The 12,834-nt window shown below is 30.3% G+C and carries 12 protein-coding genes and 1 tRNA gene; 6 read left to right on the plus strand and 7 right to left on the minus strand.

Annotated features, from left to right (window positions below):
- Window positions 1–141: 141 nt before the first annotated feature.
- Window positions 142–1,314 carry a cation:proton antiporter gene (locus Q0C16_RS01560; protein WP_292319286.1) on the minus strand — a complete coding sequence of 391 codons (1,173 nt, stop codon included), beginning with the start codon at window positions 1,312–1,314 and terminating at the stop codon, window positions 142–144.
- A 346-nt stretch (window positions 1,315–1,660) separates the two neighbouring features.
- Between Q0C16_RS01560 and Q0C16_RS01565 the strand changes: the two genes are divergently transcribed.
- From Q0C16_RS01565 to Q0C16_RS01580, 4 genes are all read left to right on the plus strand, one after another.
- Complete coding sequence (locus Q0C16_RS01565) at window positions 1,661–2,086, plus strand: NUDIX domain-containing protein (RefSeq protein WP_292319287.1); 426 nt, start codon at window positions 1,661–1,663, stop codon at window positions 2,084–2,086.
- Window positions 2,087–2,156: 70 nt separating this feature from the next.
- Window positions 2,157–3,347: a cation diffusion facilitator family transporter gene (locus Q0C16_RS01570; RefSeq protein WP_292319288.1), complete on the plus strand. Its 1,191-nt coding sequence runs from the start codon at window positions 2,157–2,159 to the stop codon at window positions 3,345–3,347.
- Window positions 3,348–3,528: 181 nt separating this feature from the next.
- A complete protein-coding gene (locus Q0C16_RS01575) occupies window positions 3,529–4,224 on the plus strand; it encodes an ABC transporter ATP-binding protein (RefSeq protein ID WP_367117875.1) in 696 nt (231 codons plus the stop codon).
- A 5-nt stretch (window positions 4,225–4,229) separates the two neighbouring features.
- Window positions 4,230–5,858 carry an ABC transporter permease subunit gene (locus Q0C16_RS01580; protein WP_292319289.1) on the plus strand — a complete coding sequence of 543 codons (1,629 nt, stop codon included), beginning with the start codon at window positions 4,230–4,232 and terminating at the stop codon, window positions 5,856–5,858.
- 78 nt (window positions 5,859–5,936) lie between these two features.
- Here Q0C16_RS01580 and Q0C16_RS01585 read toward each other — a convergent pair whose 3' ends face one another.
- Entirely contained in the window at window positions 5,937–6,341 is a 405-nt protein-coding gene (locus tag Q0C16_RS01585) for a NifB/NifX family molybdenum-iron cluster-binding protein (protein ID WP_292319290.1), read from the minus strand.
- 208 nt (window positions 6,342–6,549) lie between these two features.
- On the opposite strand from Q0C16_RS01585, the gene Q0C16_RS01590 reads away from it, so the two are divergent.
- Window positions 6,550–7,242 (plus strand): hypothetical protein, encoded by a 693-nt coding sequence (locus tag Q0C16_RS01590; protein WP_292319291.1) that lies wholly within the window; start codon window positions 6,550–6,552, stop codon window positions 7,240–7,242.
- Window positions 7,243–7,297: 55 nt separating this feature from the next.
- On the opposite strand, the gene Q0C16_RS01595 is transcribed toward Q0C16_RS01590, so the two are convergent.
- The 5 genes from Q0C16_RS01595 to Q0C16_RS01615 all read right to left on the minus strand — a co-directional run bounded on the left by Q0C16_RS01595 (window position 7,298) and on the right by Q0C16_RS01615 (window position 12,075).
- Window positions 7,298–8,719, minus strand: coding sequence for a glycoside hydrolase family 57 protein (locus Q0C16_RS01595; RefSeq protein WP_292319292.1), 1,422 nt, complete (start codon window positions 8,717–8,719; stop codon window positions 7,298–7,300).
- A 49-nt stretch (window positions 8,720–8,768) separates the two neighbouring features.
- Entirely contained in the window at window positions 8,769–10,361 is a 1,593-nt protein-coding gene (locus tag Q0C16_RS01600; protein ID WP_292319293.1) for a glycogen/starch synthase, read from the minus strand.
- A gap of 32 nt (window positions 10,362–10,393) precedes the next feature.
- Window positions 10,394–11,182 (minus strand): hypothetical protein, encoded by a 789-nt coding sequence (locus Q0C16_RS01605; RefSeq protein ID WP_292319294.1) that lies wholly within the window; start codon window positions 11,180–11,182, stop codon window positions 10,394–10,396.
- A 7-nt stretch (window positions 11,183–11,189) separates the two neighbouring features.
- On the minus strand, window positions 11,190–11,918 hold the full coding sequence (locus Q0C16_RS01610) for an alanyl-tRNA editing protein (RefSeq protein WP_292319295.1): 729 nt from the start codon (window positions 11,916–11,918) through the stop codon (window positions 11,190–11,192).
- Window positions 11,919–11,977: 59 nt separating this feature from the next.
- Window positions 11,978–12,075: transfer RNA gene (locus Q0C16_RS01615), tRNA-Thr, on the minus strand.
- A 161-nt stretch (window positions 12,076–12,236) separates the two neighbouring features.
- Here Q0C16_RS01615 and Q0C16_RS01620 point away from each other — a divergent pair.
- Window positions 12,237–12,834, plus strand: a 598-nt coding sequence (locus tag Q0C16_RS01620) for an aminotransferase class I/II-fold pyridoxal phosphate-dependent enzyme (RefSeq protein ID WP_292319296.1), incomplete at its 3' end; no start/stop codon positions are given.

A 12,834-nucleotide genomic window follows, 5' to 3' on the forward strand; every position in this document is an offset into this window, starting at 1 on the left:
CTGATATTACTCCGTCCGATATTACCATACTTAAAGGGACTGCTACTGATTGGAAAAACGAAGAAAATAAAAAGGAAAATAACGAAGAAGCAAATGCTTTTTAAATCTTCTTTTATTTTTACTATTTAATATTATTTAATATTATTTAATATAATGATATATATTATTAAAAATCAAAGCACCTATAATCGATGTAAGCAGTGACATTAAAACTATAGACGAAAACTCAACATTATTCAATATAGAATAGGTTAATCCTACATTAGCCACTACTAATCCTATTTCACCCCTTGGTATCATACCTGTTGAAATTGCAAAACTTGATTTATGATTTTTAGTGGTAATAAATGCAAAGGGATAGATCCCGAAAATCTTAAAAACTATAGCTATAGCAGTCAAATAAAGGCTTAAAAATACCCCTAAAAACGATAGATTAATCAAATTGACCTCTAAACCTATAACAACAAAAAATATTGATCCAAATATGCTCAACAAAGCATCTATATTTTTTCTTAAAATTGTAACCTTTTTGCTTTCTGCCATTGATACTCCAGCAATATAGGCAGCTATTATTGGAGAAAAACCCAGGGTAGTCATAATTGCTGTCAAACCGAAAATGGTTACTAAAGAAGCTTCAAAAGCGTATTTATCATTAATCTTATTAAATATTTTGGGTATTATAAAAACAGATGTAGCAAATATAATACCCCACGCAATACTGTAAAAAAATACAATCCTTATTATGTGGGCATAACTAAAACCTCCTAACGTACTTATTGCCAATGCAACTGATAAAATAATTAATGAAACTACATCATCAAATGCCCCAGCAGTTAAAATAAAATCTATTCCTTTTCCTTTCAAATTCAATTCTTTGATCAATGATGAAACAACTGCAAGGCTTGTGGCACCTAAAGCAGATCCCATAATTATAGCTACATTAAAAGCGACAAAAAATTTTAATAAAAATGTACCAAAAATAAAAGGCACAGTTGCACCAAAAATAGCCCCCATTATTCCCCATATGCCAGATGATTTTAATGATAATATGCCAGATTCTAATCCGCTTGAATATATAAGCAAAATTACTGAAAATTCTGAAAATAAAAGTACATAGTTATTAATACTGAAGAGATTTATGTTAATAATTTTATTTATAAAACCTCCAATTAAAAAAGGAGATATTAGGATACCTATCAAAAGTTCACCTACAACCTTAGGAAACCTGTATTTAACTGATATACTCCCCATCAACGCAGCAAACAACATTATTAACGATATTTCAAGTAGAGCTATTAGTACTTCACTAAGCATTTATTTTCCCAAAGAAAATTAAATTCCTTGTAAATAAAAGCTTTTGTAAGCCATTAAAATAAAATATTTTACAATATTTGCAAAAATTCTAACTTTTCGAATAAAAATTTAACTTAGAACTAATTAACAAATTCATTTAAAATTATTTTAAAAAATTATTAAAATATTGTTTCAAATCTAAATAAATCCTTAAACATTTATTAAAATATTGAAAACATTTAGTTTTCTTTAATTTTATTTATTCGTCTATTTATAAATAGACAACAAAAACAGCAATAAAGTTTTAACGTAAAATAGAAAAGAATAGATTAAGTTCACTAAAACTTCTTTCTTATTGGTGAAAAATATGAAAAAATGTATTGTCTCAGGTGGTATACTTATTGAAAACGATAAAGTTTTGCTTATTTATCATGAAAAACTTAATAAGTGGTTATATCCTGGAGGTCATGTCGAACCTAACGAAACGCCCAGAGAAGCCGCTATTAGAGAATTTAAAGAAGAAACAGGCCTAAATGTTGAAGTTATAGGTGAGAAAAATAATTTATCATCAGAAGATGCCATAGAAGAGCCAAAACCTATAGCAATAATGTATGAAACTGTTAAATATCCCAATGAAACACATATGCATTATGATCTAATATTTTTAGTTAAATTTATAAACGGAGAACTTAAAAATGGAAGATGGTTTGATAAAAACGAAATAGATTCTATCGATACTTATGAAAACGTTAAAAAAATATTAAAGTTCGCCTTCAAATTTCAAAATGTTTAGGCTATATTAAAAATGTTATAATTTAAATCCTTATTTACATATTTAATCTCAAAGGAAAAATAAAAATTATATGGGAGGGCCAAAACTATTGGTTAGCTTTACTGAAGGCAAGAAAAGATCATTCGTAGCAGCCTTAATATACATAATCCTAGCTATATCAAAAATTTTACTAGGTATAACTTTTGCTAGCTTGATAATATTTGCTGATGGAATACACAATATAGCTGATTCTTTAACCGGATTTGTTGTATATATTGGCCTATTCTTTGCGGAAAAATATCCTTCCGATAAATACCCTTTTGGGCTGTATAAAGCCGAAAACCTAGCCTCTTTGTTTGTTGCTGTAGCAATAGCCTATGCTGGATTTGATATAATCATGCAATCCATTTTCACAAAAGAAGGTAAAATTAGTATGCCCATGTTATTAATTAGTGTAGAATTGGTATCAGCATTAGTAACATATTGGTTGACGAGATATTTGCTCTCTACTCCTGGAATCAAATTAGATGCAATTAATGCAGAAGGAGTACATTCATTACAAGATGCTTTAACTAGCATTGCAGTAATAATAGGAATAATTGGTGAATGGTTTAACATAATTTATCTACCCGAAATAATAGGCATTGGCATTGGAGGATATATCTTGTTACAGTCATATCAAATCGGTAAGGATTCTGTTCTTACATTGTTAGATAGAGGAGATGAGAAAGCAACAGAAAATATAAGAAAAATTGTATTAAGCATAGAGAATGTTATTGGAGTTCATGAAATAAAAGTTAGAAAAGCTGGCCCATTCCTATTTGCTGCCATGCATTTAGAAGCGCCACCAGCTTTTAGTGTTAAAGATGCGGATAAGCTAGCAGATATAGTTGAGGAGAAATTAAGAAAAGAAATACCATCACTATTATACGTTTCAATTCACATCGAACCTGGTTCATATACGGGAAAGTGGAAGTTAGCTATATTTGAAGATGAAAACAGCATGGTAGCAGATAGCATAGAAAAAATTAAAAGAATTAAAATTCTGAGCACACCAGATATGGATATAGAATCAATAATAGATAACATTAATCTAGCCAGAGGAAATGTTAGTAACGTTTCACAAATGTTAAGAGATAAAGGAGTTAATGCAATTATATATGCTGGTAATGAGAGTTTGCTAGCATTAAAGGCATATGGAATAGAAGTTTATTATACTAACGAAAAAGACGAAAAGGAAGCAATTAATTTATTCAGAGAAGGAAAACTTATTTCTAAATAATTTAAAGAAGACTCACATTTTAAATATAAAATGTATTATAATGATTTATTTAATTATCTGTTCTTAGGATTAGAAATTTAAACCCAGAATCATTAGTTTCAAAAGGCAAAAACAGAGGGGCGGATGAGTTGGAACAGTTTTAGAAGCTATTGATGTTGCGTTTGCATATAACAATCGTACTATATTCAATCACATAAACTTAGAGGTAAGAGAAAATCAAATAGTTTCTATAATTGGCCCCTCTGGGGTTGGAAAATCAACTTTGCTTAGAGTCTTAGGAGGATTTTTAAAACCAACGGAAGGGAATATCTATTTACTTAAACAAAAAATAACTAAACCAACCCCAAAAATAATGCTAGTACATCAATCAATAGTAACTTTTCCTTGGATGACTGCCCTTGAAAATGTAATGCTTGGTCTAAAGCATAGAAATCTGCCTAGAAACACTGCTAGAGAAATAGCTAAGCAAATGTTGGAGACTGTTGGTTTGGAAGGATTTGAAAATTTTTATCCTAAAGAACTTAGCGGTGGTATGAGACAAAGGGTTGCTATAGCAAGAGCATTAGCAGCAGACCCTCTTATTTTACTTATGGATGAACCTTTCGCTCATTTAGACGAATTAACGGCAGAATCTCTTAGAAAGGAGCTTTATGATATCCTTTTCAATGTAAATACTACTCTTAAGGGAGTTGTTCTAGTTTCACATAATTTAAATGAAGTTGTTGAATTATCTGATTTTGTTTATATTATAAATGGACGTCCTGCTACAGTTATAGGTAAAGTTAAAATAGATTTGGACAGACCAAGAAATCCAAGAGATCCTAAGTTCTTTGAATATACTGACATGCTTTACGATTATACTATTCCATCAAGGTAGAGATAATGAACATCTATGAATTAATCATATTAGCGACATTAGCTTCTACTGGAAGAGTATTTGGATTAATTTTATTATCAATAGTTACAGGCTGGATTTTTGGGTATATTTCAATAAAAAGTAAATTGTTTGAAAGCATATATATAGGTTTAAACGAGATATTAGAATCGGTTCCTGTCATTTCATTTTTCCCTGTTGTCTTGGTATTCTTTATATATCATATTGGCGGCTATATAGGGGCCGAATTGTCGGCAGACTTCTTAATTTTTACAGCAGTTGTTTGGAATATTTGGATGGGCATCTATCAAGCTTTTAAAACAGTTCCATTACCGATGCTAGAGGCTATCGAAAATCTAAGGATGGGTTTAATTGATAAACTTAGGAATTTATACATACCATTCTCGATACCCAGAATTGCTGCAAATTTGATACCCTCATTTACCGATGGCTTTTTCTATATTACAGTAAGTGAGGTATTTATTGTTGGCACAACATCATTTCATGTCTTCGGTATTGGTTCGCTAATTGTAAATCTAATAAATAGTAATTCTCTAAACCTAGTTTATTTTTCATTGATAATCCTAGGTATTGTAGTTGCTATAACAATTTTTGGTCTAAGAGAATTTGCAAAGCATGCAGTCGCAAAGTATTCATTGGAGAGCGAGATACCTATACCAAGATATAATAGGCTTAAGTATTTAGCAAAGTTTTATTCACCATTAACAACTCCTGCTAGAAGAATAGGTAGCATTACCACCAGATATTTATCTTCTCCCATGAGAAGAACGATAAGATTAAAGAAGTTAGAAGAAGAAAAAGAAAGCGGAAACTTAATTTATAGAATTATAGGTGCTATAGTGGGTTTAGCTATCCTGTCTTTGCTAATATATGGGGTTTTTAGCATATTAATATCAACAACATACAAACTTTGGATTTATTTACTAAATAACTCATTGTACATATTAATAAATTTAGCATATGATTATATAAGAGTAAGTTTAATTGCCATAATTTCTTTTCTAATTTCTCTATTTGCTGCTTATTATTTAGCATTGCATAAAAAAGCCGAAGCAATAGCAATTCCAGTTATTCAGGTTGTTGCCGCATATCCTCCTCCCGTTTATTTTCCAATAATTTATGCAGCAACTTATGCGATAATAGTAAGATTTTTAAGCTATTTATCAGTTGAATTTTTTGTATTATTACTGGGATTTTTAAGTACATTTTATTATATATTTTATGCGTTATGGCTTGGAATAAAGGCCATACCTCAGGAATATTGGGAGGTCATGGATAATTTTAATTTAAGTTATTGGCAAAAAATGAGGTATATTATACTTCCGTCAACGTTTCCATATATGATCAGTGGTCTTACATCTACAATAAACAGCGCATGGGGAGGATTAATGATAGGCGAATATTGGCTTAATTTAAATGGTCACAATTTAGAGGTAAGACATGGATTAATGAAATTAATAGATATTTGGACATATGAAGGTAACATCACATTAGCTGCTTGGGCCTCATTTTTGTTTGGCATAGTTGTTATAATATTTGCTATATTATTCACTAAAAGAATGATGGATTTAGCCAAGGAAAAATATGTTATGGAAGAAGGAATATTTGCTGCATAATCCAAGAAATAACAATTGCTAAATTTTATTAAAACGATCAAAAGATTTCAATATTTAGAATATTGATTACAACTTTTGTTATGTTTTAATATACTGCTTAATATATTCGTTTATCAAATTATCAGGATCAACGTCGTATGCAATAATTATTGTTTTGTTTAAAGACTTAAACGCTGATACCATTCTAGGACCCATACCCGCCGTTATAATTACATCGACATCTTTAATCGTATTTAAAATATCTAAATGTCTCCTTGCTTCTTCAGGTGAAGTTTCATTATCATTTTCATGTCCATGATGATGTTCATGATGACCATGAAAATCTTCCGCATAACTTCTTTTCCTGAACTCTTTATTAATAACTTTATTACTCGATAAATCCACATGATAAACTAAAAAGCCAAGAGATCTTCCAAAATGATCAGACATAGTTTCCCCATCATCTGAAGGTATAGCTATTTTTATTATTTTTCCTTGATCCAATCATATTCACCTATATAAATAATTTATCTATTTCAAATTATAAACTTTAGTATTTATGATACATCAATATTAAACACAGTTCGTTTATCATTTTTATTCTAATTTTGATATATGAAAATTTCGTTAAATTTCAGACTATTTCAAATATATGAAAATATATATAAAATTATAAGAAAAAGGTTTTTGCAAATAACCAATAGGGTTTAAATTGAGATGGCTAGAGATTAATTTAGAGATAAAAAACAATGATCCTGAAATGATAAGAAAGGTTTTTGCAAATTTTGTCTACTTTTTAGTGAAGGATTTTAAAGAGATATCTAGCAAAAAAGGTTCATGGCATTATATCTGGGAATCTATTCCATGGACAAGTACATTAAGGATAAGGTTTTATAATAGTAACGATATCATTGAAAAAATAAAGCAGAAATTTGAAACAGAATATGATAATTTTAATAAATCAAATCCAGATATACTAGGACAATATATTTATGGAAATAATGGCGAGGAAGGAGAAGAATATGAAGGTGAAGTAAACTATTACGGAACTAGAGGATGGAAATTAGTTATGAAAATGCTTGAATTTGGCTCAGAAGTAGCACTTGAACTTATAAGAAATAAAGATTTACTAGAAAGCGACCAATATTCTGGCTCTTATCCTGGCAGTATAGATCTATATGCAGATAGGTATGTTCACTTATTTTTAAATCAACTTAATTATTTCATAAAAGAAAGTGAATTTCTTATGAAGCAGCTCCCATTTAGGTATTACGTCGAAAAAAATGGAACGGCCCCCCAAGAGGCATTTTTAGTAGAAACTGATATTATGATCAAAAACTATTTAGAGAAAATCTCTAGCAAATATAATCAAAGGCGTATGACGTTAATGCGTAAAGAGGACTAATTTAAATATTCATGGAAAAACTTTCTAAATTTAGAATCTAAAAATTTTATAATTGTTAATTTTTAATAATATTAGGACATTTTCTTAAAACCTCATCTACATTTCTTATCATAAGTGTATCCAATAACCATCTGTTAATGTCTTCTCTATGTTTTTCCACATAATTCTTTGGTAAATTTTTAGTTATTTTTAAAAATTCCGATAAAGAACATGCTCTACCTAAATTTTTACCATTATCGTTAAAATAAAAACATAGCTCATCGGGTAATACCATATACCTTAGAAAATCACACAATTTTTCATTAACCTCCTCTTTAATCTTTAACCCGAGCAGATCTAACGCTGTTATAAATGAATGAAAGGCTTTCTCATATCCTCCCATAGGATTAAAATAATTATGTACGTCTCCCGTTGGACCGTATTTTGTTGCCATATAATATAAATGATCACTAATAGTTAATTTCCTATAGGTATCTAATATTTTACCTCCAAGAGCTTTTGAATAATAATAAAGTCTCCTAAGAGAATTAAATGCATCCCTTTGCAAAGGATTTCCTAACCATGCACTTAAATCTCTTTCATCTGCCCAACTAATTGTTCTCCATGGAGGTACATCATAATAATCCTGAGCTTCTTTTGCTTCATTAATATTTGCAAATTTTAAATGATTAAATTTTAATATTTCTTTTGGTAAATAATCTAAAAATTCGTATATGCCTGTGGAAGGATTATGATGTTCTCCAAAGGTTTCATAATCTATTGCTATTAGCAAAAAATCTCCAGGGGTTGAATTAATCCAATAAGAATACTTTTCCGCTGTCAAAGGATATTCCTCCCAATTTTTATTGCTAAACCTAAAACCTATATCGTCGCTTAGCCTGTAATTTCTGAGAACAATTTTATGACCGCATAATGGATTCTTATATATTTTATTTGATGATCTACCGTTTAATATATAATCGACTCCTTCAGTAACTACAACTTCGTATCCCATGTCTTTTAAAAAACAACCTATGTCATTATTGTATATAAATTCTGTGTTTTCTGCAGATTTCGGTTTATAACCTATATTTTCTTGGATTGAATCTGCTTGCATCTTTATTTGATCATAGAATTCTTTTTTGTCAATAAACCATGATAATGAATGATAATAAGTTTGAGCCAAAAATTCCACTCTTTCTGAGCTAGCTAAGTCCTGGAATAGTTTAATCACATCCTTGTTGCTTTCTTTAAGTTGTTCTAATAAAATCCCTGATATGCTAAAGTTAACTTTAAATCCATTATATTTTTCTATATTATTTTTTATAATTTTTGTTGCATATCTATAAGTTTTTTCTGTAACTCTATTCAATATTACTTTGTTACTATAATTATCAAAAATATCATTTAAATTATTAGGTATCGAAGTTGGTGGAAAATCATGCAACTTCTTTAGCCTAATTGGCTGATGCATTTCAAATAATAAAGCTATATCCAAGGCATGCACCTTGTTTAATAATGTTATTAAGAATTAAAATTTATTTATGTTATAACGTTCTATAATAAGACATTATTCTTGCCTTTTCATAGCATGATTTTAACTGCTCAATTTGGTTATCAATCCTAAAATTTTTATCAACCTTATTTATTGCATTAACTCTAATTTCTTCAGGAAGCATATTATTTTTTAAAACAAAATCCCTAATTGAATCTATAGGTATGTTATTAAAATTCTCAAACCACATTAGATTTGCAAAAGATTCCATGGCTAATCCAAGCTCATAAGTATCTTCAGGCTTAACGAGTATACCATTGCCTTTGCCACCTCTAATATCATCAATTATTTCTTTTAATCCGCCTACTGAATTAGCTATGACAGGAGTCCCTTGAGATAATGACTCTATAGCAACTAATCCAAAAGGCTCCCATCTTGAAGGCATTACCAAAGATGCGGAAACTCTAAATAATGCCTTGTATGCATCTTCGTTGATTTTAGTTGTAGTTATTATTGCTCTTCCTTTTCTTTCTTCCAACAAATGTTTAATGTATTGTTCATAACCGTAATCTCCTACTGATACTCCAAGTATAACCAGATTTACTGAGGGTGCATAGTCCAAGGCTCTTATAGCCAAATCTATCCCTTTCTGAGATGTAAGCCTTCCTACAACCAGCATTATAGCCTTAGAGGAATCATATATATCATAGCCAGTCCAACTTGAATTTCTAATATATTCCTTAATAATATCCCATGCAATTTCTTTTCCGACAAAACCATACTTTTCTTGAATCCATTTTTCAACTTTTTTTATATCCCAATCTGTTGTATTATATACAACGCATGACTTTCCTTCGATCCAATCACCATATCTAGAAAAAAGCTCTTCCCTTAAATAAGATCTGCTCACTGTTGAAATATAATCTGATACATAAACACCAAAAGCTTCTACATTACCATTTAACTGATTCCAAAGTTTTTCATATTGTATTGGTTCATGTTTAGAAACCCTCCATATTTTATGATAGTTGTTATCTAAACCTGCCCACTTGTCTGACGCGTAATGCCAGGGAAAATTAGGGGAACCTGATAAATGTATAGTATAAACCAATGGCACTGAAATGCCTCTTTTTTCAAGCTCATCTCTCAACGCAACTCCAGGTAATACTGTATGCCAATCATTTATATGGATTAAATCGGCTGGATTTTCATGCCATGCCAATATTTTTACTGATCTTGTAAGCAATGCTGATTTTTCTTCTACATTAGAATAAACATTCCATGAATCGAAAATTATTCCAGTAGAGTAATCAAGCCCTTTAAATAATATTATTTTAATTCCATTAATATTAGCTTCTTCAGCTCCAATACAATAACTATAATTCTTCCCATCCAAACCAATCCTTTCGCCGCAAGCTGTAAAATTTAATGGAGTAAAGTTATATTTTGATCTAATCGATAAATCCAAATGTCTACCATGAGAAGGCATTATAATTGTTACATCTATTCCTTCCTTACTTAATGCTTTTGAAAATTGATATACTGCCTCGCCCAAACCACCTACTTTAACTATAGGAGAATATTCGAACGTTATTATCCAAACCTTTCTAATTTTTCTAGGCGCGATCAGTTTATAATTTTGCAATTCTTTTCCCCTTAATTTGTGATTAGTATAGCTTAAAAGAATTGTATAGGATAAATGGGGCTCTTAAATGGATTATTCATTGTTTTAGGTAAGCAACCAAGGATATATGTTCTCAAATTATTCTTAAATCTAAATTGTATCTTCCTAATTCCAGTAATTCTAGTAAATATGTTTCCAGCTGTAAGCCACATTCTATCCCAATATTTTCTTCCAGTTCTTGCCGAATTATGTTTTATCTTAGGGCATCTCACCCTTACATAATTTTCTCCTAAAATATAAGGAGTATGACCATATCTAGCGAATACAATTTTTATATCTTTAATTTTATCCACATTATACTCACATAAATCATAATGAACTCTGGCATATGCCATTAATAAATTATATTTGTCTTTTTTCTTGTTAAAAATAAATGTAATGGGTTCTAATTCACTTTTTCCGTCTCCAGATTTAAAAGAAAACGAAAACCAATTATATAATGTTAAAGAATATAGTCTAAGACTATTGCCATTTGATAATATTGAGGGCCAAACATAAACTGCCACATCATTATCAGGATTTACGTTTAAAGGTAATTGATATTCTAAATTATATTCAAATATCAATTTATTAAACAAGTCTGAAGCTAATTTTTTCAAGTCTAAAATATAATTTATTATATTCTCTTTCGCGACCCCCCTTTCTATTTGATCCTTTAATTCACTTAAACATGTGGGAATGTAACCCTTTGCATCATTATTATTTTTATAATTGCTAATACATTCATCTATAAGCTTTTTTGCCCAAAGCTCATCATTTTTTTCTTTATTCATTGAAATCATTACTTAATCATCCTACCGTATAATATATTCTTTTCTTTACTTTACCTCTATTCTCAACGTTAATAACTTTTATCTTGCCTATTTCACATGTGTTTTTAACATGGGGACCTCCATCGGCTTGAATATCAATGCCTGTTATTTCGACTATTCTAAACTTGTCCACACTAGGAGGCATCTTTTCTGCAAGCTTTATAATCCCAGGAATCTTTAATGCTTCTTCTCTTGGCAACCAATATACCTTAACTTCAACACATTTTTGAATTAAATTATTGCTTTCTTCTACAGCATCTAGTAATGCTTTCTTCCAATCACTTACATTAGTTAAGTCGAAGTCATCTTTGGCTGATTCATAATCTATATGACCACCTGTTATCTTAGCTCCATATTTGCTATACATAACAGAAGAAAGTATATGACTAGCAGTATGTAATTTCATCATAGTATATCTTTTTTCCCAGTCTATATAACCTTTTATTTCATCACCTATTGAAATATTATTAGCGTTTTCCAAATAATGAGCTACCTCATCATTTTCCTCCATTTTAACGTCTATAACTTTGATCTTATAACCATTCTTTTTTAATTCAATAAAACCAGCGTCTGCCGCTAATCCTCCAAAAGGGCCCGGATGAAATGCTGTTTGATCAAAATAAACTTTGTTTCCATCAATTTTCGTAACTTTCCCTTCAAATTCTTTCATATATGAATCTATTTGAAATAACAGTTTTGTGGCCATTTTCTTACCTCAACTTAAGTACTATATTACAAAAATAAAACGTTTACCATTTTATAAAGAGCCGCCGGCGGGACTTGAACCCGCGACCACTGGCTATCCCTGCGATTTCGGTCTTGCACATACGAGGCCAGCGCTCTACCTACTGAGCTACGGCGGCCCATTCTGATCTTATTATTAAAACTGCTTTAATCTTTTACTGAAATGGGACAGTTTTCTGTATCCCACTATGTGTTCATTATGAATAGTTTACATAACATGTTTTACTAATCATTAATAGATTTAAATCTTTTCTTACCTGTTAATTTTGGTGCAAAAAAGTTGGTAGATTACTCAGGTAAAATATCTTATAGATCACAATCTTTGAAGCCTTCTGAAATCAGAGAAATCCTAACATTAACAGAAGGTAAAAATATAATAAGCTTAGCCGGAGGCTTACCTGGGCCAGAAGTTTTTCCAAAACAGCAGTTAGCAGATATAGCAAAAAGAGTTCTTGAAGATTTAGGAGATAATGCATTACAATACTCACCAACTTTAGGTGTTACACCATTTAGAAATGCCGTTGCATCATTTGCACTTTCAAAAGGGGTTAAGGTTAACGAAGATGATAGAGTTGCAGTAACAACTGGAAGCCAAGAAGCAATATATTTAATTGGTTTATCATTAATTGATCCAGGAGATAATATTATAGTTGAGGCACCAACATACCTTGCAGCACTAAATGCTTTTAGATTCTTTGGTGCTAATTTCATTTCAATACCACTAGATGAAGATGGAATGAAGGTTGAAATGATAGAAAGGGAAATTAAAAAAGCAAAGGATTCAGGGAAAAAAATAAAAGCTATATATACAGTTGCAACTAGTCATAACCCAACTGGAGTTATTATGAGCGATGATAGAAGAAAGCAATTAATAGAAA

The organism is Caldisphaera sp. (genome assembly GCF_023256325.1).
Lineage (GTDB): Archaea > Thermoproteota > Thermoprotei_A > Sulfolobales > Acidilobaceae > Caldisphaera.

Bases quoted from the DNA above. Each gene is read 5' to 3' on its own strand.
- Q0C16_RS01560 (WP_292319286.1), bottom strand. From the start codon at position 1,314: ATGCTTAGTGAAGTACTAATAGCTCTACTTGAAATATCGTTAATAATG.
- Q0C16_RS01565 (WP_292319287.1), top strand. From the start codon at position 1,661: ATGAAAAAATGTATTGTCTCAGGTGGTATACTTATTGAAAACGATAAA.
- Q0C16_RS01570 (WP_292319288.1), top strand. From the start codon at position 2,157: ATGGGAGGGCCAAAACTATTGGTTAGCTTTACTGAAGGCAAGAAAAGA.
- Q0C16_RS01580 (WP_292319289.1), top strand. From the start codon at position 4,230: ATGAACATCTATGAATTAATCATATTAGCGACATTAGCTTCTACTGGA.
- Q0C16_RS01605 (WP_292319294.1), bottom strand. From the start codon at position 11,182: ATGATTTCAATGAATAAAGAAAAAAATGATGAGCTTTGGGCAAAAAAG.
- Q0C16_RS01610 (WP_292319295.1), bottom strand. From the start codon at position 11,918: ATGGCCACAAAACTGTTATTTCAAATAGATTCATATATGAAAGAATTT.